The sequence below is a fragment of the Nostoc sp. KVJ3 genome, from assembly GCF_026127265.1.
Lineage (GTDB): Bacteria > Cyanobacteriota > Cyanobacteriia > Cyanobacteriales > Nostocaceae > Nostoc.
Genome location: NZ_WWFG01000002.1, coordinates 3167841 through 3190543, shown reverse-complemented (window position 1 = coordinate 3190543; position 22703 = coordinate 3167841). Strand labels below are relative to the sequence as shown.

Annotated in this window: 24 protein-coding genes; 14 read left to right on the top strand and 10 right to left on the bottom strand. The window is 40.5% G+C overall.

Annotated features, from left to right (window positions below):
- Positions 1 to 29: 29 nt before the first annotated feature.
- The 5 genes from pstA to GTQ43_RS29810 form a co-directional block, all read right to left on the bottom strand.
- Positions 30 to 929: a phosphate ABC transporter permease PstA gene (pstA, locus tag GTQ43_RS29830; protein WP_265276251.1), complete on the bottom strand. Its 900-nt coding sequence runs from the start codon at positions 927 to 929 to the stop codon at positions 30 to 32.
- 8 nt (positions 930 to 937) lie between these two features.
- A complete protein-coding gene (gene pstC, locus GTQ43_RS29825; protein WP_265276250.1) occupies positions 938 to 1879 on the bottom strand; it encodes a phosphate ABC transporter permease subunit PstC in 942 nt (313 codons plus the stop codon).
- A gap of 50 nt (positions 1880 to 1929) precedes the next feature.
- On the bottom strand, positions 1930 to 2931 hold the full coding sequence (locus tag GTQ43_RS29820) for a PstS family phosphate ABC transporter substrate-binding protein (RefSeq protein ID WP_265276249.1): 1002 nt from the start codon (positions 2929 to 2931) through the stop codon (positions 1930 to 1932).
- 70 nt (positions 2932 to 3001) lie between these two features.
- Complete coding sequence (locus tag GTQ43_RS29815) at positions 3002 to 4159, bottom strand: sulfate ABC transporter substrate-binding protein (RefSeq protein ID WP_265276248.1); 1158 nt, start codon at positions 4157 to 4159, stop codon at positions 3002 to 3004.
- Between the two features lie 339 nt (positions 4160 to 4498).
- Positions 4499 to 5686: a tetratricopeptide repeat protein gene (locus tag GTQ43_RS29810; protein ID WP_265276247.1), complete on the bottom strand. Its 1188-nt coding sequence runs from the start codon at positions 5684 to 5686 to the stop codon at positions 4499 to 4501.
- A 146-nt stretch (positions 5687 to 5832) separates the two neighbouring features.
- Here GTQ43_RS29810 and GTQ43_RS29805 point away from each other — a divergent pair, with 146 nt between their 5' ends.
- Positions 5833 to 6018 carry a hypothetical protein gene (locus GTQ43_RS29805; RefSeq protein WP_265276246.1) on the top strand — a complete coding sequence of 62 codons (186 nt, stop codon included), beginning with the start codon at positions 5833 to 5835 and terminating at the stop codon, positions 6016 to 6018.
- 84 nt (positions 6019 to 6102) lie between these two features.
- Here the strand turns inward: GTQ43_RS29805 and GTQ43_RS29800 are convergent, their stop codons facing one another.
- On the bottom strand, positions 6103 to 6264 hold the full coding sequence (locus GTQ43_RS29800) for a hypothetical protein (protein WP_265276244.1): 162 nt from the start codon (positions 6262 to 6264) through the stop codon (positions 6103 to 6105).
- A 193-nt stretch (positions 6265 to 6457) separates the two neighbouring features.
- Here GTQ43_RS29800 and GTQ43_RS29795 point away from each other — a divergent pair, with 193 nt between their 5' ends.
- The 5 genes from GTQ43_RS29795 to GTQ43_RS29775 all read left to right on the top strand — a co-directional run bounded on the left by GTQ43_RS29795 (position 6458) and on the right by GTQ43_RS29775 (position 12232).
- Positions 6458 to 7735, top strand: a complete 1278-nt coding sequence (locus GTQ43_RS29795) for a proton extrusion protein PcxA (RefSeq protein ID WP_265276243.1) — start codon at positions 6458 to 6460, stop codon at positions 7733 to 7735.
- A 14-nt stretch (positions 7736 to 7749) separates the two neighbouring features.
- A complete protein-coding gene (locus GTQ43_RS29790) occupies positions 7750 to 8226 on the top strand; it encodes a hypothetical protein (protein WP_265276242.1) in 477 nt (158 codons plus the stop codon).
- Positions 8227 to 8497: 271 nt separating this feature from the next.
- Positions 8498 to 9400, top strand: a complete 903-nt coding sequence (locus GTQ43_RS29785; protein WP_265276241.1) for a polyphosphate kinase 2 family protein — start codon at positions 8498 to 8500, stop codon at positions 9398 to 9400.
- Positions 9401 to 9584: 184 nt separating this feature from the next.
- Positions 9585 to 10217, top strand: a complete 633-nt coding sequence (locus GTQ43_RS29780; RefSeq protein ID WP_265276240.1) for a chemotaxis protein CheB — start codon at positions 9585 to 9587, stop codon at positions 10215 to 10217.
- Between the two features lie 119 nt (positions 10218 to 10336).
- A complete protein-coding gene (locus GTQ43_RS29775; RefSeq protein ID WP_265276239.1) occupies positions 10337 to 12232 on the top strand; it encodes a CheR family methyltransferase in 1896 nt (631 codons plus the stop codon).
- Between the two features lie 259 nt (positions 12233 to 12491).
- Here the strand turns inward: GTQ43_RS29775 and GTQ43_RS29770 are convergent, their stop codons facing one another.
- Positions 12492 to 13001 (bottom strand): hypothetical protein, encoded by a 510-nt coding sequence (locus tag GTQ43_RS29770; RefSeq protein WP_265276238.1) that lies wholly within the window; start codon positions 12999 to 13001, stop codon positions 12492 to 12494.
- Positions 13002 to 13012: 11 nt separating this feature from the next.
- The gene (gene thrB / locus GTQ43_RS29765; protein ID WP_265276237.1) at positions 13013 to 13924 is read right to left on the bottom strand and encodes a homoserine kinase; all 912 of its coding nucleotides are present in this window, start codon (positions 13922 to 13924) and stop codon (positions 13013 to 13015) included.
- A gap of 377 nt (positions 13925 to 14301) precedes the next feature.
- Here thrB and GTQ43_RS29760 point away from each other — a divergent pair, with 377 nt between their 5' ends.
- From GTQ43_RS29760 to GTQ43_RS29740, 5 genes are all read left to right on the top strand, one after another.
- Entirely contained in the window at positions 14302 to 15762 is a 1461-nt protein-coding gene (locus tag GTQ43_RS29760; RefSeq protein WP_265276236.1) for a nicotinate phosphoribosyltransferase, read from the top strand.
- A 44-nt stretch (positions 15763 to 15806) separates the two neighbouring features.
- Positions 15807 to 16406 carry a nicotinate-nucleotide adenylyltransferase gene (locus GTQ43_RS29755; RefSeq protein ID WP_265276235.1) on the top strand — a complete coding sequence of 200 codons (600 nt, stop codon included), beginning with the start codon at positions 15807 to 15809 and terminating at the stop codon, positions 16404 to 16406.
- Complete coding sequence (locus GTQ43_RS29750) at positions 16367 to 17113, top strand: NUDIX hydrolase (RefSeq protein WP_265276234.1); 747 nt, start codon at positions 16367 to 16369, stop codon at positions 17111 to 17113. Before GTQ43_RS29755 ends, GTQ43_RS29750 begins: the two co-directional genes overlap by 40 nt.
- Before the next feature lie 80 nt (positions 17114 to 17193).
- On the top strand, positions 17194 to 18912 hold the full coding sequence (locus tag GTQ43_RS29745; RefSeq protein WP_265276233.1) for an NAD+ synthase: 1719 nt from the start codon (positions 17194 to 17196) through the stop codon (positions 18910 to 18912).
- Between the two features lie 9 nt (positions 18913 to 18921).
- Complete coding sequence (locus tag GTQ43_RS29740) at positions 18922 to 19065, top strand: hypothetical protein (protein WP_265276232.1); 144 nt, start codon at positions 18922 to 18924, stop codon at positions 19063 to 19065.
- 27 nt (positions 19066 to 19092) lie between these two features.
- Here the strand turns inward: GTQ43_RS29740 and GTQ43_RS29735 are convergent, their stop codons facing one another.
- A complete protein-coding gene (locus GTQ43_RS29735) occupies positions 19093 to 20124 on the bottom strand; it encodes a transposase (protein ID WP_265273632.1) in 1032 nt (343 codons plus the stop codon).
- A 272-nt stretch (positions 20125 to 20396) separates the two neighbouring features.
- Between GTQ43_RS29735 and GTQ43_RS29730 the strand changes: the two genes are divergently transcribed.
- Positions 20397 to 20555 carry a hypothetical protein gene (locus GTQ43_RS29730; protein WP_265276231.1) on the top strand — a complete coding sequence of 53 codons (159 nt, stop codon included), beginning with the start codon at positions 20397 to 20399 and terminating at the stop codon, positions 20553 to 20555.
- Between the two features lie 67 nt (positions 20556 to 20622).
- Here GTQ43_RS29730 and GTQ43_RS29725 read toward each other — a convergent pair whose 3' ends face one another.
- Complete coding sequence (locus GTQ43_RS29725) at positions 20623 to 20763, bottom strand: ribbon-helix-helix protein, CopG family (RefSeq protein WP_265276230.1); 141 nt, start codon at positions 20761 to 20763, stop codon at positions 20623 to 20625.
- A gap of 16 nt (positions 20764 to 20779) precedes the next feature.
- On the opposite strand from GTQ43_RS29725, the gene GTQ43_RS29720 reads away from it, so the two are divergent.
- Positions 20780 to 22042 carry an RNA-guided endonuclease InsQ/TnpB family protein gene (locus GTQ43_RS29720; protein ID WP_265272265.1) on the top strand — a complete coding sequence of 421 codons (1263 nt, stop codon included), beginning with the start codon at positions 20780 to 20782 and terminating at the stop codon, positions 22040 to 22042.
- Positions 22043 to 22151: 109 nt separating this feature from the next.
- Positions 22152 to 22370: a hypothetical protein gene (locus tag GTQ43_RS29715; RefSeq protein ID WP_265276229.1), complete on the top strand. Its 219-nt coding sequence runs from the start codon at positions 22152 to 22154 to the stop codon at positions 22368 to 22370.
- Positions 22371 to 22703 lie beyond the last annotated feature (333 nt).

Sequence of the window (22703 nt, the reverse complement as noted above, 5' to 3'; positions counted from 1 at the left end):
TGAATTTATCCAATTAGATATTTAATTACCTAACGTATTGAGAAGCGTTGCCTGATATAAATTGCTACACCATTTAAAGCTAAAATCAAGACTAACAACGCAATAATTGTGGCTGCTGCTGCACTAGCAAAACCCGGTTCAGGACGAGTGATATAACTATAGATTTGAATGGGTAATGCCATAAATCTCTGAAACAAGCCAGGGTCAAAAGTGAGAAAACCCACAGCACCTACAACAATTAGAGAAGCTGCATCACCAATTGCACGGGATACAGAGATAATCACGCCGGTCAAAATACCAGGGACAGCGTATGGTAAAACGTGACTGCTGATAGTTCGCCATTTGGTGACACCTAATCCGTAAGAAGCATTTCTCAGAGAATCTGGGACAGCGCGAATTGCTTCTCTAGCTGTCACAATAATTACTGGTAAAGACAGCAAAGATAAAGTCAATGCACCAGAAATCAAAGCGGGGCCAAACCCAAGCAAATAATTAAAAACTCCTAAACCCAGCAATCCATAGACAATAGAAGGTACTCCCGCCAGATTACTGATGTTAATCTCAATAATCGCTGTCCACCAAACTTTAGGTGCATACTCTTCTAGATATAAAGCGGCTCCAACACCAATAGGGACAGTCACAAAAATCACAACAATGCCTAAAAGAACGCTGCTGATAATCGCAGGACGAATACCACCTTGGTCAGGAAAACGAGAAGGAGTATCCGTGAGAAAGCCTGGTGATAAAAATCTGCCTAATCCGTCTCGAAAAATATCAAAAAGTAGCAACGCTAGGACAAATAAACCAATCAGCAATCCTAACAAAAAAAGTACTTCAAAAACTTTCCCTAATGTCTCCCTACTCTCAACATTATCGGTAAATTCCGCCGACGAATCTAGAGAATCATCTTGTTGATAACTTGTAGTCATACTTAAAATTAATCGTATTTTTCTTTAAAGCGATTAGCAACCCAGTAACTAACAATATTTAAAGCTAGGGTAAGTATAAATAGAACAGCGCCTACAGCATATAATGTCTTGAAATTGAGACTACCACGCGGACTATCTCCACCAGAAATCTGCGCCATATAAGCTGTCATGGTTTCTACTGATTCCATGAAGTTAACAGTTAGTCTTGGTTGTTGTCCGGCGGCAATGAGGACAGTCATTGTTTCACCTACAGCGCGAGAAATACCCAAAATAATCGAGGCGATGATTCCAGAAAGTGCGGCTGGTAGAACTACTTTAAAAATGCTTTCTAGTTTAGTGATACCTAAAGCATAAGATCCCTCTCGCAAAGAACCTGGAACTGCTTTAATAGCATCTAAGCTGATAGAACCAACAGTAGGAGTAATCATTATCCCCATCATTAACCCCGCACTCAAAGCGTTGAATATTTCCAGAGGCATAAGATTCCGCAGCAATGGTGTAAGAAACAACAGCGCAAAGTAACCATATACGACTGTTGGGATTCCTGCCAAAAGTTCCACTGCTGGACGTAAAATTGCTGCTACTTTGGGTTGAGCATACTCACTTAAATAAATGGCAGAAGATAAACCCAAAGGAATAGCAACCGCCATAGCAATAGCTGTAGTTAATAAAGTGCCATTAATCAAAGGCCAAACGCCAAAATGTTTATTAGCAAATAGAGGTGTCCATTTAGTATCAAGAAAGAATTGGGCAAAAGAGACTTCTTGGAAAAAACTGAATGTCTCCTGAAAAATAATTACGACAATACCAAAGGTAGTCAAAATTGAAACTAAAGCACAAGCAAATAAAATTGCTGCAACAATCTTTTCTGATATATCTTCAGATGCATTTTTATCCAGTGATTGTCTGGATAGTAGATAAGGATCGTCTTGATAATTAGTATTTTGCATAAACAGTTAAATTTTTGACTACAATCAGACTACAATGACTCAGACTTTATTTAAATAAAGTTTGTGATTGGTTCACCCGGTTTTGCTTTTTTAAACTTTGTCCCAGTTTCACCAGTAGCAAATTTTCGTTTTACTTTGACATAAGCTTCATCAGGTAGTGCCACATAACCAACACTATCTACCCACTTCCAGGAATTTTCTAGATAAAAATCTACAAATTCTTTGACTGCTGGCTTAGTATCTAAGGATTTTTTACTGACATAGATGAAGAGAGGACGAGACAAAGGTGTATAGATATTTTTAATCACATTATCCACCGGAACTGGTTTTTCACACTTTCCTGTAGGACTTTCTACAGCAACTAGATTCAGTTTTTCTTGATTTTGAATATAGTAAGATATCCCCACATAACCCAAAGCTGTTGCATCACCTGACACTCCTTGTACGAGAAGGTTTTGATTCTGAGTGGCAGTATAATCTGTACGGCCATTCTTGGCTTTGCCAGTCACAGCTTGAGTCATATAATCGAATGTTCCCGTATCAGAAGATGGAGCATACAACTTCAGATTTTCGTTAGGAAACTTAGAATTAACTTGATTCCATTTCAAAATTTTCCCGTCTGATTTCCCACCCCAAATTTTACCTAATTCCTTAATAGTTAGACATTTCGCAAAGTTATTTTTGCGGTTGGCAATCACGGCAATGCCATCTAAAGCTACAGGCAACTCGACAAATTTAATATTCTTACTTTGACATTTTTTGATTTCTTCATCTCTAATGGTGCGAGAAGCACCGGCAATATCAATATCACCATTACAAAATTTACTGAAACCACCACCAGTCCCACTTGAGGCAACGCTGACTTTCGCTTCAGGTTTGACTTTACCGTATTCTTCTGCAACTGCTAAAGAAATAGGAAAACCTACAGCTGCACCATCAATACTTACCTGACTTTTCTTTTCCTCGCTGCTGCTACAAGCAGTGGTACTGCTGGCAATAATCATTAAAAATATGAGGAGAAAGCTATCCTTAAATCTACTACGAAAGCTCATAAATTATCAATTGGGTAAAGTGACCGAGAATTCTTTATACTTAGCTATCTGCTAGTAGATAATCTAGATATCATGCTTTGCTGGCAGCTTGAACTTTATCAAAAATTCCTCCATCTCCAAAAAACTTTTTCTGAATAATATCCCAGCCACCTAAATCTTGAGATGTGAATAAAGTTTGAATTGGTGGATATTGTGATGCTACTTCTTGGGTGACAGTGGGGTTCACAGGACGATATTGTAATTTAGCAAATTCGCGTTGAGCTTCTGTAGAGTAAAGAAAATCAACAAATGCTTGTGCAACTTTCCTTGTACCGTGTTTATCAACGTTTTTATCAACTACAGCTACAGGATTATCAATGGAAATATTGACTTGGGGGACAACATAAGGTAATTTATTTCCATTTTTACCTGCTAAAATTACCTCATTCTCGTAGTTGATTAAGACATCACCCTGATTTTTTTGAAAAAATAAATCGCTAGCTTCACGAGCATCTTTCGTCAAAGTAGGAGTATTTTTATAAACTTTAGTGACGTAATCTAACGCTGTGGCTTCGTCACCTCCATTTAGAGTTACCGAACCCCAAAAAGCCAAGAATTCCCAGATAGCAATACCAGAAGTTTTTGGGTTAGCCGCAATCACTTTCACGCCATCTTTTGCTAAGTCTGCCCAAGTATTTATACCTTTGGGATTGCCTTCGCGGGTAACGATCGCAGCAACCGATCTACTAACAATACCACTTCTCGGAGCTTTGGTTTCCCAACCTGATTTAATCAAACCTGCAAGAGCAATTTTGCTGACATCCAGAGGAAGCGCCAAATGTACTATATCTGCTTCTTGCGAACCAGCAATCACAGCCGCCGCTTGAGCTACAGAACCACCATAACTTTGCTCAAATGTGACGTTTTGATTATGTTCTTGCTTCCATTTTTCGACAAATTTGGGGATTATTTGGTCATGAGCCGCTTTGGTGACAGAAAAAGAAACGAGTTTCAACTTAACATCATTTTTGCTAGCTGAACTGCTTCCAGAGCAGGAGGCAACTGCTATGCTTAAAAAAGCACCTACTAGAAACAGACTGACAAAACTTTGCACTCTGTGTCTATTGAACCAATTTATAATAGTGTGTTGATATGAGAATTGTATAGTCTGCAAAGCTTTCATGACATAAGCTTGCATTCTCTCAGTTAGCAATTTACTTAAATGTGTCGATTGTTGCGACTCGCTCATCAGAATTCACCCCTAAATCTACGGTATTTCTGGATGTATACCGTAATTAAAAAGATTATAGGGTATATAGAATAATATTTATCATCTAAAAATCTAAATTCTCAGTTGAACATTCTGGTATCCGTGATGGTAAATCATTTTAAGAGCGTTAATCATATATCAATACGGTTCAGATCAGACTAAAACTCTCATCTGACAGATATAGCGGTTCTCAGTTGAGTAGGTATTGAACCCCACCCCCGCAAGCGATGAGGGGACTATGATGTACCTTGTATGATTAGGAAACGCTATAGTGTAGAGACGCGAAATTGTACTTCTCTACGAGATGTCCCCTTATTTCTACATCAACTCCATTTCTTGCAAGCCTTGACGTAGTCTCTTCGCCTCTTCGGGATTATACCTTTCGTGAAGGGCGATCGCTTTTCTAAAAGCTGTTAAACTATCCTGATGATTGCCAGCTTTCAGCAACACTACCCCTAAATTTTGATACGCTTCAGCATAGTTGGGATTTAACTCGATCGCATTTTGATAATACGCGATCGCATCTGTAAATAAACCCAAAGCCTTATATGTCATTGCCAAGTTATAATGTCCAAAGACAAAATTCGGGTCAATCTTCAAAGTTGTGGCGTAAGCAGTTTTCGCACCGTTGAAATCTCCGGCTGCTTTGAGCAAGTTACCCAAGTTGTTGTATGCTCCTAATTTGAGCATCGGGTAAATTGGCAATTTGATAGCAGCTTGATAGTGAGAAATCGCCTGTGGGAATTTTTGCAAGCGACTGTAAGCAATGCCTAAATGATAGTGGAGTTCGTATAAAATATCATAATTTTCTTCAGAGGTGGTGATTCCATGTCTGAGCAACTCCATACCTTGGGTTATTTTCCCAGTTTCCACATATAATGCCCCTAATTTACTGCAAACATAGGGGTCATGAGGATGAGTCGCGAGAAATCCTTCCATTGCTGCTGCTGCTTTGGCATATTTGTTATTTTGAGCGATCGCACTTTTTTGATATCCTGTGTGTACAAGTGCGATTCCAGGTAAATAACCTATTTGCCAATGGGGTTCTTTAGTTAAAATTGCTGACACACTATCATCCACTAAGGCATGATAAGGACGGTCAAAGTGAATGTCTGGATGATTGCGGAACAGTCTGGAAACCAGAGAATAGGGAGATTGTTCAGCGCCAACTTCCTGGCGGACGAGATTGATGAGCAGGTATTCGTCTCTAGCGATCGCCTCTCGCAATTGCGGTACAATTGCTGGAGTCAGAGTTTCATCAGCATCTAAGACCAAAATCCAGTCACCAGTGACATATTTTAAAGCTGCATTCCGGGCAGCACTGAAGTCATTACACCATTTAAAATGATGGACTTTGGCACCAAGTTGCTGGGCAATATTGGGAGTGCGATCGATTGAGCCTGTATCCAAGACTACCATTTCATCCACCACTTTTCTGACACTGTTCAGGCATTTAGGTAGTGTTGCAGCTTCGTTTTTTACAATCATGCACAGACTCAAAGTCATAATTTCAAAATTGGGAGTGGGGAGTGGGAGGATGAGGGGGATGAAAAAGCAATATTTCTATTCCCTATTCTCTACTTAGATTTTGTGCAAAAATCAAGATTAACAAAATCAGTGAGTGAGTCAATCTAGGAGAAAAGGTAAATTTAATGCAGGGTCAAACCGTAGGTGGACGCTACCAAATTCTCACCCAACTGGGACAAGGAGGGTTTGGTACGACTTTCTTAGCTCAAGATATGCAAAGACCGGGGAATCCACAATGCATTGTTAAGCATTTTAAACCACTGTCTACCGATGTATACACTTTACGAGAAGCTAAACGTTTGTTTAACTAGGAAGCATTAACCCTGGAAACATTAGGAAAGCATGACCAAATTCCTCAACTATTGGCTCATTTTGAAGAGAATCAAGAATTTGATTTAGTTCAGGAATTTATTCCAGGTCACTATCTTACCAAATAAATACCACCTGTACACAACCCATTGAGTGAACCGGAGGTGATTAAACACCGCAAATTGCGGTTGTACAAGGGTAATTGCCACTCCTATGATTGCTGGTGCGATCGCATAATAAAATTTCATATAGCAGTCCTAAATAGACATCTCCGATAATGAATGTAGAGACGTAGCACTGTTACATCTCTACAAGGGTTCTGGATAACGCATATTTAATTTTTGGAGATGTCTAATAGTTAATAATATTTTAAAATAGTTATTACCTAGTTTTCATGCTTGTATAACTATACTACACACAATACAAATATTTATACATATAATGAAAGATTCATTTACCAAAACAGCAGAATTGCTTCGCCAAAATGTCAATCAGTATTTGCGATCGCTAAACAATTGGTTTTTCGATACACCAGAAAGGGCACTATTAGAAGCTCAACAAGCCGCTCAGAGAATTAGAAACATCGAGATAGAACATTTTGAAGGTAAAAAAATATCTTCCGAATCAGTAAATTATACTGAAACTGCGATGTCTTATTGGCAAGTCTACCTTGATAAAAATTTAACTATTATCAAGATCAGACTTGCAGAATTCCAACTTAGTCGAGGAATTGTCAATATCTCTAATTCTGTTTTATTAGAAAAGTTGAAGGTTATCGATGAAGTTGTAGAGAAGTATGCTATCAAAGATGAACTAATTAGTAGTAACAGCGCATTACTATCAAATTATCAACCGCAAAAAATTAATCAGAATGAAATCAATAAACAGCCAGGATTGTCTAATATTAAAAATCTGCCTACGACTCAAAACGATGGAGTCTTACCTGGATCTATTGGCAGAACTATTAATAGAATTAAAGCAGATTTTTCCCCACAGAGAGAAGAAGAATTTGTCAGAAATTACCGAATTTCTAAGAATAGGACGAAAATTGCTCTAAGATTTTTACTGACTTTAATTATTGTCCCACTTTTGACTCATATTTTATCTAAACAATTATTAGTAACCCCCATCTTAGAAAGGACTAGAGGAGAGAAGACAACTCAAATTTTTATTAATTCGGACATGGAAAAAGAAGCTCTCCATGAGTTATCTAATTTTCAACAAAATTTGAGATTTGAATCTTTATTAAATCATGCACCAGCCCTCTCAGTAGAAGTAGTAAAAGAAAAAATCAAGGATAAAGCAATTGAGATAGCTGAGGAATTTCAGGTAAAAACTAATAGTGCTGTTAGTAATGTTTTTGCTGATTTGATATCATTAATTTCTTTTAGTATAATTATTGTTTTGAGCAGCAGAGAAATTGCGATTGTGAAGTCTTTTATAGATAATATAGTTTATGGACTGAGCGATAGTGCTAAGGCTTTTTTGATTATTCTGTTTACAGATATATTTGTAGGGTTTCACTCACCAGATGGGTGGGAGGTTCTTCTTGAAGGAGTAGCAGAACATTTAGGTTTACCAGCAAGTAGAAATGCAATATTTCTATTTATTGCAACATTTCCGGTAATTTTAAACACCATCTTCAAATACTGGATATTCCGCTATCTGAGTCGCTTATCTCCGTCGGCATTAGCTACATTAAAAGAGATGGACGAGTAATTCATAAGCATACTATGGATTTTGAAAGCAAAGCCAATGACCAAATTCCCACAGAGAATATAGAGTTTGTTGAACTAACTAATACTCGTAAGCCATTGCAATTGCTACGAGATACTGAGGCTTTATTACGCCGCCCAACAGTAGCAACACTGTCGCGGATTTTGCCACCAAAGCTTAACAATAGATTTCAAGCAACCTCATCTTTGGCAGATGACTCCTTTAAGGAATTGGCAGAAATTGACCTAGAGACTATCAGTGATTTTGAACTGCGACCTGCACGAATTCGTGTTGGCTTAAGCTTTGTTGGTTTTGGGGCGCTGATGATATTAGTGCTGCTGTTGTACTTAAACACATTGCATCCAGAACTCCACACTGGTGAGCAAATTCGGCAATATTGGTATCAATATGTTTGGTTTGTCAGTTTGGGTGTTGCGGGGATGTTTATGTTAGGGCGTGAAACAATGCGTCCTATGCCAAAGCGACGGAAATAATTCGTAATTTAGAGTGTTCCAAAAAATAAATGATCCAAAACCCGTCATTGCGAGCGTTCACTTCTCTACGAGACGCTCCGCGAATGCTCGCAATGACAATTGGGCATTTTTTTACTTGAAGTACTCTTAGAAATGGGGGACTTAAACCCCCAGAATCGGTTAAAAGTTATGAATTTTAAATCAAAAATTATTTAATTAAGAAATTATAATTTTCAGGAATTAGCACTCCATAATATGCTTCGGTATAAACAGCCGTTATTAAATTTTATATATGAATTACGATGCTTTCATTGTTCCACCAGGTTCAAAGATTTCTCTGAAAAAAAACTATGACCCAGCTTATAAAACTGATTTTCATCAAAAAGCTGATGCTGCAAACAAATTACAGGCAGATATTGAACGATTAGCAAATTACCAAAATATTCTCTATGCTCAAAATACATATTCCTTGCTGATTATTTTTCAGGCAATGGATGCTGCTGGTAAAGATAGCACAATTAAACATGTTACCTCTGGTGTGAACCCGCAAGGATTTCAGGTTTATAGTTTCAAGGGCCCCAGTGCAGAAGAATTAGACCATGATTACCTGTGGCGAAGTATGAGAGCTTTGCCAGAAAGAGGTCGAATTGGGATATTTAACCGCTCATATTATGAAGAAACCCTAGTGGTTCGCGTGCATCCAGAAATGCTGAGAAAGCAACAACTGCCTCATTTTCCTAATGGAAATAAGATATGGAAGCAACGCTTTGAAGAGATTAATAACTTTGAAAAATATTTGGTAGACAATGGCGTGATTGTTCTGAAATTTTTTCTCAACGTCTCTAAATCAGAGCAGAAAAAACGTTTTTTAGAACGGATTGACTCTCCTGAAAAAAATTGGAAGTTTTCAGATAGCGATGTCAAAGAACGAGCTTTTTGGGATGATTATATGAAGGCTTATGAAGAAGTTTTTAACAACACCAGTACAAAATGGGCTCCGTGGTATGTTATTCCTGCCGATCGCAAATGGTTTACGCGCCTGGTAGTCGCTAATATTATCTGTACAAAATTACAAGAATTAAATCTGCAATACCCAACAGTTAGTGACGAACACAAACAGCAACTTTTAGAGGCAAAACGCATTTTAGAACAGGAAGATGAACAAATAAATTTAACAGGTGAAGGCAAAAAATAAGGAATTAAGTTCAAAAATACTGTATAATTAGTGTAGGCAAAGGTAAAAAAATCATGAGTCAGTTGAGTATTCTGACTCCTGTTAGCGGTAGCAGGGCGTTTAGCCTATTCTGGCTTCTTAATTCTTCTTCAATAATGCTTTTTGTAACTAATTAAGTTTGGTTGGTACTGACGGCCAAAAAATAATGATTCAGATGGCGCAAGATGCCAACAATCATCCACCTCACTTTAGGAATGCTGCCTTTGATATTGTCGCGATCGCAGCCTCAGCAGGTGGTCTGACTGCTCTAGTTAAAGTGCTATCGACTCTAAGAGCAGCATTTCCAGCCGCGATCGCTATTGTGCAGCACCTCGCTCCCGAACATCCGTCATTCATGGCAGAAATTCTCAGTCGGCGCACGGATATTACCGTCAAACAGGCACAGGAAGGAGATTACCTTACCCCAGGAACAGCTTATATTGCTCCACCCAATCGTCACTTGTTAGTTAACGATGACGGCACACTTTCCTTATCACAGTCAAAATTAGTCCATTTTTTACGTCCTTCGGCTGACTTATTATTTGAATCGGTTGCAGCCACTTACAAAGAAAGAGCGATCGCCATTGTGCTAACTGGAACGGGTAGCGACGGCGCGATGGGAGTAGAAGCAATAAAAAAAATGGGCGGTACTGTCATTGTCCAAGACCTAAAAACGGCCGAATTTTCGGGGATGCCTTCAGCCGCGATTAAAACCGGCAACGTAGATTTTATTCTCCCTTTAGATGAAATCTCTAACGCTTTGGTAACTTTAGTGGAAGGAGAATGTAGGGAAGTGTAGCTTTGCGTAAAATCGTAATGTTTTTAAATATATTTTGGAATGCAAAAATAAGTCTTTGATACTCGTGGACAAGCGTAAAAACTTCACTCTTTTATTTTTTCTCATTTACACGCTACCCTATGAATTCCGCAGAAAAAAACCCCGAATTTGAAAATCTTCTGATTCATCTTAGACAAAATCGGGGATTTGATTTCACAGGCTACAAGCGTTCGACTTTGATGCGCCGAGTATGCAAGCGGATGCAGTCATTGACTATAGAAAACTTTGAAGAGTATCAAGACTATCTAGAAGTTGATCCAGAAGAATTCAATTATCTTTTTAATATTATCCTAATTAACGTCACTGCTTTTTTTCGAGATTCATCAGCTTGGGAATATCTCGCGGAGCAAATACTACCTAATCTAATTAAAAATAAAAGAACTTCTGACCAAATTCGCATCTGGAGCGCCGGCTGTGCTTCTGGAGAAGAAGCTTATACCTTGGCTATATTGATGGCTGAAATATTGGGAGCAGAGGATTTTCGCCAACGAGTGAAAATCTATGCCACAGATGTAGATGAAGATGCTCTCAATCAGGCTCGTCAAGCTGTGTATTCAGCAAAAGATGTCCAAGCGGTATCAGATGAACTGCGGCACAAATACTTTGAGATTGTCGGTAATCGCTATGTCTTCCGTCAAGATTTGCGCCGCTCAGTAATTTTTGGTCGCCACGATCTGCTTCAGGATGCGCCCATTTCGCGCTTAGATTTGCTGGTTAATCGCAATACATTAATGTATTTTAATTCGGAGACTCAAGGACGAATTCTGGCTCGATTTCATTTTGCACTAAATGATACTGGTTATCTATTTTTAGGAAAAGCAGAAATGCTGTTGATGCATTCGAGTCTGTTTACCCCAATAGACTTAAAAAACCGGATATTTACTAAGGTATCGTCGGTGAATATCCGCGATCGCCTTTTAGTTATGGCAAATTCAGTAGATGAAGAATCTAGCAGCCGTTTGTCTCGACATCTGCGGCTGCGAGACATGGGTTTCGACACAGCCCCAATCGCCCAAATAGTCATTGATATCAATGGCACTCTGGTACTGGTAAACGAGCAAGCGCGGACTTTGTTCGCCCTTTCCCCCAAAGATTTAGCTCGTCCCTTCCAGGATTTAGAACTTTCCTATCGACCGATTGAATTGCGATCGCTAATTGAACGGGCTTATACCGAACGCCACCCTGTCAGTCTGACAAATGTAGAGCGCTATTTGTCTAACACAGAAACCCAATATCTAGATGTGCGAATTACGCCTTTGCAAGAAACAGACAGCAGTTTCTTAGGAGTCAGCATCGCCTTTCATGATGTCACCCGTTATATTAAACTCCAAGATGCCCTACAGCGATCGCAACAAGAATTAGAAACCACCAACGAAGAACTCCAATCTACCAATGAAGAATTAGAAACTACCAACGAAGAACTCCAATCCACTAATGAAGAATTAGAAACTACCAACGAAGAACTCCAATCCACTAATGAAGAATTGGAGACAATGAATGAAGAACTTCAATCTACTAATGAAGAATTACAGACAATTAATAACGAACTGAGCGAGCGCACCACAGAACTTAATCGCACAAACCTTTTTCTCTTCTCTATTCTGAAAAGTCTCCAAAATGGAATAGTTGTAATTGACAGCAACTTTAACATTTCAATTTGGAATTACATGGTAGAAGATTTATGGGGCTTGCGGACTGATGAAGTTTTAGGAAAGTCTATCTTTAGCCTAGATATTGGGCTACCAGTCGAGCAGTTGCGATCGCCTATCCGCGATTCCCTATCTGGGAAAAAACAGTTTCAAGAGATGATCCTTGATGCTACCAATCGTCGGGGTAGACAAATAAAATGTTACTTGGCAATTACTCCTCTCCTTGGCATTGAAATGCAGGGAGCAGTTTTGATGATGGCAGATGTAGAGAGAGTCAGCAGTATGATTTCTAGTCAAGAAATAGAGGAACGCCGCCAGCAGGAATAACGATAAAATGGTTTGTTCGCGAACAGCTTTGCAACTTATCGCTTATTTTTTGTAGCAAGAGACGCGATGAATCGCCGTCTCGACAATAATCATTTTTTCGTCTTGACACCGATTTATCGCGTCTTTGTGATGATTCATCACAATTGAGAATCAATATATTTATAATCATAGGTAGGCAAGATACCTACCCTACAAGAATTTGATGAAACTTGGTTATGCCAATTAGATGTGTTTTAGATTAATGCTTCAACACCAAGCATTAAACAATCCGGTTGACAATTGTCCACACTTCCCAATCAGAGCGGACATAAGGAACGGAGATTGTCTTGAAACCAGTAATAAAGGGCTTGTAATAAACCTGCCAATACATTGGACTCAGCTGATCGGCACAACGTTTAAGGAGGCGAACTTCTGCCGCCAATTCACCTGCCAGTTGATTAATGCGTTGAGCATGAACCTGTGCCACTTCTTTCGCTTCCTCCAGCTGCTGCTGTTGGATAAGTTCTTTTGATTTAATTTGCGATCGCACTAACTTACCTTGTTTTTGTTTAATCTGGACTTCCAAAGCAGCGATCGCCGCATCAATGCCCTGAAGTTCAACTGATAATTGGGCATTTTCCCTGGCTTGACGGCGATATGCTTCAACCATTGCCTGGGGTGAATCATTCTCAGCAGAGATGACATTATTAATAGTGAGTGCAGCGCGTTCTTCTCGAAGAATCTGAATTTGAGAGTTAAGCGCTACCATTTCAGTCTGAATTTGCTCCATAAAATCAAATATTAAAAGCTTTTTGCGCCTTGGGTATCGAGAGTTAGCGATCGCACTTCGGCTGTAATTCCTTCTTCTTGCCAAGCAGCTAATATCGCTGCCTCCACTGCCTCCGAGTGTAATTTATCTGCCAAAGCTAACAGTGTTGGCCCCGCACCACTAATTACCATACCATAAGCACCAGCGCTAACGGCTGCGATATTGAGAGCGTCATAACCAGGAATCAAAGTTTTGCGATAGGGCTGATGCAATCTATCTTGCAAGGCTGTCTTTAACCATTGTCCGTTACCAGTTTCCAAGCCGCGCAACAATAACCCCAAATGTGCCATATTGAAAATCGTATCAGCGCGACTCACCTCAGTCGGCAGAACGCTCCGCGCCTCGGAAGTGGAAAGTTCAAAATTAGGAATCGCCACAACTGGTACTAAATCTTTATGCCAGGGAATATCACAAATTTCCCAAGCTGTGCCACTGCTAGCCGCGAGACGACATCCGCCCAACAAAGCTGGAACTACATTATCAGGATGTCCTTCCATTGCGATCGCTAATTCCATCACTTGTGACTGAGACAGAGTTGCACCCTCAAGCTGATTAGCAGCAACCAACCCACCAACAATTGCTGTCGCCGAACTACCTAAACCTCTCGCCAAGGGGACACCCAACTTAATTTCTATTTTCACAGTTGGCGGTGTTTGCTCTATATGTTGATAGAACTTGACAAATGCTTGGTAGAGAAGATTGCTTTCATCCGTTTGGACTCGTTCAGCTTCCGTACCAGTGACATGAATAGTTAACCCACCCTCTTGGCGAGTGAACTTAAACTCGTTGTACAGCTTTAAAGCTGCACCGATGCAATCAAAACCAGGCCCCAAATTAGCAGTTGTGGCGGGAACGGTAACAGTAATGGCAGAAACAACAGACATTGGTAAAACTCACTAATCATCAACTAGCATCCCATGTATTGGTAGCACTTTCGTGCTAGTACATCTCTCAGACCTTCAGAAATGAAGTGCGATTATTACTTTTTTACTCTAAGCCGAGTTACGGGCTAAACGCCCCGCTCCGCTATTCGCGTACAGCACTGTATTCGGTGATTTTAAATGGCTGGCTTATTTCCGATGTCACGATTATTGCTAGCTTTTACTATTAAAAAATATTAAGTATTTTATAAAGTTAGGATAAATTCACCTATTGATAGACTCCTAAACAGCAATCTTTGAAATATCCTAAGCAGTAGTTGACATTATTTATGGTAAATATTACCATAAATAAAAGAAGCAGCTTGTAAGGAATCTCTTGCATGACAACTTTGCCAGATTTGGACTATGTATATAAACAGCAAAGCCAGCAGAACCAGGAACTAAACCTTTCTGCGGAAGACTACAGCTTGCTGACCGATCTTTACCAATTGACGATGGCAGCTTGTTACACTGGCGTTGGTATCGAACAACGACGGGCCAGCTTTGAGTTGTCTGTCAGGCGATTACCAGAAGGTTTTGGTTATTTAATTGCAATGGGGCTAACACAGGCATTGGAATATTTAGCCAAAATCCGCTTTAGTGCCTCGCAAATTGCGGCATTACAGGCGACGGGGATTTTTGCTCATGCGAGCGATCGCTTTTGGTCACTTTTAGCTGAGGGAAAATTTACCGGTGATGTTTGGGCAGTACCAGAAGGGACAGCCGTATTTGCCAATCAACCACTGTTGCGAGTGGAAGCACCCCTTTGGCAAGCACAACTCGTAGAAACTTACCTGTTGAATACGATTAATTACCAGACTTTGATTGCTACAAAAGCAGCAAGATTACGGGATGTAGCAGGGGAATCAGCAACACTTTTAGAGTTTGGCACAAGACGAGCATTTAGTCCCCAAGGAGCTTTGTGGGCGGCGCGGGCAGCATTAGCAGGTGGGTTAGATTCTACTTCCAATGTGTTAGCAGCGCTACAACTGGGAGAAAAGCCGAGTGGTACGATGGCTCACGCCCTGGTGATGGCGTTATCAGCAATAGAAGGCACTGAAGAACAAGCTTTTAGTGCATTCCATCGATATTTTCCGGGTGCGCCGTTGCTGATTGATACTTACGATACCGTTGCTGCTGCCCAGCGCTTGGCCCAAAAAGTAAATTCCGGGGAAATGCAATTATCAGGAGTGCGATTAGACTCAGGAGATTTAGTTACCTTATCAAAACAGGTGCGATCGCTTCTCCCTGATGTGCCAATTTTTGCTAGTGGCGACTTGGATGAGTGGGAAATTGCCAGATTAAAAGCTGCTGGGGCACAAATTGATGGTTACGGATTGGGAACGCGATTAGTTACAGGTTCGCCTGTAAATGGAGTCTATAAACTTGTAGACATTGATGGTATCCCAGTGATGAAGCAGTCAAGTGGTAAGGTTACTTATCCAGGGCGTAAGCAGATTTTTCGCTCGTTTACGGGAGGAAAGGTAAAAGCAGACAGGTTGGGACTCTTAGGTGAAAGTCCTCTAGAGGAAGAAACTTTGTTGCAATTGGTAGTGCAGGAGGGTGAACAGGTGCAACCGTTCGAGTCGTTGGCGACAATTCGTCAGCGTACCTTTGCCTCAGTTGCGAGTTTGTCAGAACAGACACGGCGTTTGGATCTTCCTATAGCTGTAGAGGTGGAGATTTCTGAGGGGTTACGGGTGTTGACTGAAGAAACTAAGAAACGAACCGCAGAGGCGCAGAGAAGCCAGTGCGTTGCGGGGGTTCCCCCCGTTGTAGCACCTGGCGCGACACAGAGGTAAGAAGTACTCTTTCGGTATGTCTTAATTACGAATTACGAATTATTATGAGAGTTGCTTTGTTTGGAACGAGTGCCGATCCGCCAACTGCGGGACATCAAAAAATTCTGAGTTGGTTATCTGAACGTTATGATTGGGTAGCGGTTTGGGCGGCAGATAATCCATTTAAGTCCCATCAAACACCCTTAGAACATCGGGCGGCAATGTTACGATTGTTGATTGCGGATATAGACGCGCCACGGCACAATGTTGCTTTGGAACAAGAATTAAGTAGCTTCAGAACACTGGAAACAGTTGAGAAAGCAAAGCTTACTTGGGGTGAAGATGCTGAATTGACGTTGATTATTGGTTCAGATTTACTGAGTCAGCTACCACGTTGGTATCGCATTGAAGATTTGTTACAGAAAGTGCAACTACTGATTGTACCGCGACCCGGATATGCAATAGATGAGTCTAGTTCAGAGGTAGTGCAAAAGCTGGGAGGGAAAATTGCGATCGCTAGTCTGACCGGTCTAGATGTTTCCTCAACAGCATACCGCGAACATGGAGATTCTGAAGCCCTTACTGCCCCTGTAGTTGCCTATATTAATCGAGAGCATTTGTACGAATGCCAGGACGTTCCCAAAAAAAGATACCAATTCCGCTAAACCAACAACCTTTGGCCGATTTCAAGGTTGGTGTTGATAATGTAATTTTTTCTGTAGATACTGTACAAAATCGGCTGTTAGTTCTACTGGTAATGCGACAGCAAGAACCATTTTTAAATCATTGGAGTCTTCCCGGTACTTTGGTGCGTCCAGGAGAGTCTTTAGAAGATGCCGCCTATCGTATTATGGCGGAGAAAATTAAGGTCAACAATCTCTACTTAGAACAACTGTATACCTTTGGCGGGCCGAATCGCGATCCACGGGAAGCAACTGATAGTTATGGCGTACGTTATCTATCAGTTAGTTACTTTGCCCTAGTGCGATTTGAGGAAGCCGAATTAATTGCCGATCGCATGACTGGCATAGCCTGGTATCCGGTAAAACAAGTACCGCAATTAGCTTTTGACCATAATGAAATTCTGACTTATGGCCACAGGCGGTTACGAAATAAATTAGAGTATAGCCCGGTGGCTTTTGAAGTCTTACCAGAAATGTTCACCTTAAACGATTTATATCAGTTATACGCCACAGTTTTAGGTGATAACTTTTCCGATTATTCTAATTTTCGGGCGCGTCTACTCAAGTTAGGTTTTTTATGCGATACCGGAATTAAGGTATCACGGGGTGCTGGCCGTCCTGCTAGTTTGTATAAGTTTGACGCAGAAGCTTTTGCTCCCCTAAAAGATAAACCTTTGGTGTTTATTTAATGAAGCGCTACGTGGGATAAGGGAGAATAATAACTCCAAACTCCAAACTTCTAACTCCTAACTCCTAACTCCTAACTAAAATGAAGATTGCGATTGCTCAAATTAATCCGACAATTGGTGATTTGCTTTTAAATGCCCAAAAAATTTTGGAGGCGGCACAACGCGCAGCATCTAGCGGTGCGCGTTTGTTACTAACACCAGAACTTTCTTTGTGTGGCTATCCACCAAGGGATTTATTACTAAATCCTAGTTTTGTGGAAGCGATGGGCATCACTTTACAAAACTTGGCCCAAGATTTACCACCAAATTTAGCCGTGTTGGTAGGAACTGTTGAACAGAACCTCAATGCACACATTAGTGGCGGTAAAACCTTATTTAACAGCATAGCTTTGTTAGAAAATGGTAAGGTAAAGCAAATTTTTCACAAGCGACTTTTGCCTACTTATGATGTATTTGACGAACGTCGCTATTTTGAACCAGGCTTACAAGCTAATTATTTCACCCTAGATAATATCGATATTGGCGTAACTATTTGCGAAGATTTATGGAATGATGAAGAATATTGGGGGAAACGTAGTTATACAGTAAATCCCATTGCTGACTTAGCAATTCTCGGTGTAGATTTAATTTTAAATCTGTCTGCTTCGCCCTACACTGTTGGCAAGCAGCAGCTTCGAGAAACAATGCTTAGGCATAGTGCAGTCCGTTTTCAACAACCGATTATTTACGCTAATCAGGTTGGCGGAAATGACGATCTAATTTTTGATGGGCGTAGTTTTGCCTTAAATCGTCAAGGTGAAATTATGTGTCGCGCCCGTGGTTTTGATACTGATTTAGTAATAGTTGAATTTGACGAGGCACAACATGATTTACAGTTGGGTTCTGTAGAACCTATCTATGAGTCAGAAGATGAAGAAATTTGGCAAGCCTTGGTTTTAGGAGTGCGAGATTATGCTCGCAAGTGTCGCTTTTCTAAAGTAGTGTTGGGTTTAAGCGGCGGGATTGACTCGGCAATCGTAGCTGCGATCGCAACTGCTGCACTTGGTAAAGAAAATGTCCTCGGTGTTCTCATGCCTTCCCCTTACAGTTCGGAGCATTCCATCAGTGATGCTGTGGCATTAGCCGACAATTTGGGGATTAAGACTAATCTTTTACCAATTGGCGAGTTAATGCAAGGCTTTGATCAAACTTTAGGTGATTTGTTTGCAGGTACAGAGTTTGGACTGGCAGAAGAGAATATCCAGTCTCGGATTCGGGGTAATTTATTAATGGCGATCGCTAATAAATTTGGCTATCTGCTTTTATCTACCGGTAACAAGTCAGAAATGGCTGTGGGTTACTGTACTCTCTACGGCGATATGAATGGCGGATTAGCAGTGATTGCAGATGTTCCTAAAACCCGTGTGTATTCACTTTGCCAATGGTTAAATCGCCATAACGAAATTATCCCGCAAAACGTTTTGACAAAAGCACCAAGTGCTGAACTAAAACCAGGTCAAGTCGATCAAGACTCTTTACCACCTTACGAAATTTTAGACGATATTTTGCAACGCCTGATTCACAACCACCAATCAGCAGCGCAAATTGTTGCAGCCGGTCACGATTCGGTAATTGTAGACAGAGTAATCCAAATGGTGGCGCGGGCTGAATTTAAACGGCGACAAGCACCCCCCGGCTTAAAAATCACCGATCGCGCCTTCGGAACTGGTTGGCGAATGCCAATTGCTAGTAACTGGGTTGGTGTCAAAAAGGCTTACCAGGCTAAAACTACAGCTACACCTAACCTTAGTTTGTTGTGATGGGACAAGATGCTCATCCGCGTTGTCCAGGCGCGGATAAGCATTACCATTGAAACTAAAGTCTCAAAGAAAATTATGTTAGATGAAGCAAATCTTGAACAACGTTTAGCGACTCTTGAACAAACAGTTGCAGATATCAAACATCAAGTCTAGAACTTACGCATTGACAGAAAATTGATACTATGTATTCAAATTCAAATTCTGCGCTAAATGTTCCAAAATAAAGTCACGAGCTACTTGGAGAGACAGATTCCTTTGGATTTCATACCAATTTTCAATCAAGTCTTCTGCCCGCATTAATTCTAATTGTGTGAAAGCGCGAATTGCACTAAAAAAGTGAGTCTTAATAGCATCGGTTGTTCTAACCATGAATCTTCCAATGCCACATACTTGTTTAATAGCTCTGTGGTAACACTCAATCCCCCAATGAATTGAATGTAGCTCTTTAAATTCTGTTCTGGAAATTGAGTTTAGTGTATCTTTTTCAGGGATATACATAATGTAATATCTTTTAGTTTCGTTTTTGAAACTTTTCCGAAATACTTTTACCTGACCAAAATTCTTTAGATACACTATTAAACCATCTTCGGGAATTTCTAAGTTTTGGACTTGGGTAAAATTTTTACCATCAATGGAACATGAGCGATTTTTAGCTACCCCAGTTAAAAACCCTAATCCCTTGTTTTTCAGTAACTTCAGGTTTTTTTGACTGGAATACCAAGCGTCAGTTGTCATTGTTTTAGGCTTTAAACCCCAATCCATTACCTCAGTAATCATTTCTCGTAAATAATCATTTTTAGTCTTGTTATCTTGTTTGTTATAAATGCGATAATTTACAGGTACAGATTTACCTGAACACTCGGTGTAATACAAGGTAATTAACTGAACTCCCTTAACGGCACGATGATGTCTACCTGAATAGTAATAACCGATTAAATCTGTTATTTCCGGGTCACTATGAGGCTTATCAATTACCGTATCATCTCCACTTAAAGTACCTCCAACTAGATTGATATTGGGCTTGATTTCTTCAAATAAGTCCTTGGGTTCGTACCGTTCACGTAGCAAAAATCTATTGACGCTATCATGAGATAAATTTTCCATTATCTCTGCCAGACGTGTGCAACCTGGATACTTTGATTCTGCCAGTAGAAACAGAGTATAAGTGTTCAAGTCACATTTAGCGGTTGATGGTTTAGTAATTGCTCTGATTGTCCGAACCCTAAACACAGCCAAGTAAATTATCTGTTTTTAACGCCTCTGGTAACTAGCGGTCGCTGTTTTTTTTCTGCATTCTCCTTATGCACTTTTTGTCTTGCTTGTCAATGCGTAAGTTCTAAAGTCATTGATGCGCCTACCTATAGTAATTGGCTAGAAAAGGTTATTGGCTCAATCTCTGATGAACCAGCATTTTTAGAAGCTTTAGAGTATGGTCGGTCATTACGCCACGCTGACATATTTACAGAAGAGACTGGCGAACAATTGTGAGATATCTACTGGACACTGACCATATCAGTTTTCTTCAAAGACGCTCAGGAAAAGAGTTTTTAACATTAGCTGCTCATATTGCCCAGCATCAAGCTACAGATTTTGCTTTTTCTATTGTTAGTTTCCATCTAAGCCTCCGGGGTACTCCCGCCTAAGCGTTGCTTGGCGGTGAGGGGGATAGGAGGGTAACTATTGGGGCATCGAACCCCAATAGTTACCAATTCATTGATTTTTGGTTTTCTTTCTAAGGCTACGAATAAATTCACGGATTACCTCTGTTTGAGTTCTATCTTGTTCTTGGCAGTAGGTTTTTAATATCTCTAGTTCTTGTTCTGGAAGCCTGATATCTATGCGAGTAGTCATACAAAAGTACGGAATAATGCTGTACAATAGTTCTATGCTACTAACTTATCAGTTCAAACTCAACCCTACTCCCGAACAAGTTGTCATTCTTGAATCTTGGGGCGAGTTGCTGCGTCGCCATTGGAACTACGCACTAGGGGAAAGGTTGAACTGGCTAAGACGTACAAGATCGCAGATTGACCGATGTAGCTTAGTTTCTGAACCAATTGGAAAGATACCAGATAAAGCAGATTACTATACACAAGCAAGCAACCTCAAGCAAACCAAAGAGCTATTCCCCGATTACAAAAACATTTATGCCGACTGCCAACAACAAAATTTAATGCGGTTGGACAAGGCGTGGAAACGATGGTTAACACCTGACAAAAAAGGCAAGCGAGGAGGAAGACCACGTTTTAAAAAGCGTGGTGATATAAGTTCGTTTACATTCCCCCGTGTTAATTCACCCAAAGCTGGCGCACACCTAACAGGTAATATTCTCAAATTATCCAAGATTGGTGAGATTGAGGTTATCTTACATCGACCAATTCCAGACGGTTTTGAGATTAAACAGGCGACGATTCTTGTTAAAGCTGATGGATGGTATTGTAGTTTTTCTTTAGAAGACAAGACTGTTCCCGATACTTTATCTATTGATGAAATCACAACTGTTACTGGCATAGATGTAGGTTTAGAAAAGTTTTTAACCACTGCTGATGGACAAAGTATTGAAGTGCCGCAGTATTATCGTTCGTCACAATCAAAATTAGCCCGTCAACAGCGCAAACTTGCACGTAAAGTCAAAGGGTCTAACAATCACAGCAAGCAATCCAATAAAGTTGCAAAGCTTCATTTGCACGTTGCTCGGCAAAGAAAAGAGTTTCATTATCATGTAGCTCATTGGTTAGTTAACTCATACGATTTGATTGTTTTTGAAACCTTGAACATTAGAGGATTAGCTAGAACACGATTAGCTAAGTCAATACTAGATGTTGCGTGGGGTACGTTCCTGGAAATCATGCAAGCAGTAGCGGTAAAACGCGGCAAGCTGACACTTGGAGTTGACCCTAGAGGCACGAGTATTAATTGTTCGAGTTGTGGTGAAAGAGTTGAAAAAACAATGGCCGTCCGTGTTCATAGTTGTTCTTGTGGATTGGTCATTGACCGCGACTGGAACGCCGCATTGAATCTTTTGAAACGTGGATCGGTTGGACTACCGATTCCTGGCTGTGGAGGCTTAGGGGATACCCAGCCTACGAAGCAGCAAGTCTCATTTGTGAATCTGAGATGCTCCCGCTAACTGAAAAGCAGTTAGCGGTGAGAGTTGTCACGAGCAAGTAATTGGCGCTCATACCTTTATTACTCGTTCCCAAACACCTGGTGATGTAGTTCGGGGATATACTCTGCTAATGGAAATCATTCAGGGGTTTTCGGCAGCACCAATTTTACCATTCGATGCTGGAGCAGTAACCATATTTGAAGGGTTACGAGCGCAAAGGGTTCGCATAGCCACGATGGATTTAAGAATAGCTTCGATTGCACTTTCACGGAGCTTAGTATTATTGACTCGCAACACTAGCGACTTTAGCAAAGTTCCAAACTTGATGACACAGGATTGGACAGTGTAAACTCCAATGTGAATTAAAGAGCTAATGATTTACTTTCAACCTTCACTGTTTAACTTCTGAACTCAAATATTGCACCTTTGAACACGAGTTGTCGAGTTAAAAGGGCAATCGCTTGACCTTTAACCCTCGAAGTTGCACCTTTAACCCTCGAAGTTGCACCTTTAACCCTCAAACTTGCGTCTTTTATCCTCAAACTTGCGCCTTTAACCCTCGAACTTGCGCTTTTTACCCTCAAACTTGCGCTTTTAACCCTCAAACTTGCGCTTTTAACCCTCGAACTTGCGCCTTTTATCCTCGAACTTGCGCCTTTAACCCTAATTATTTTACTTTTGA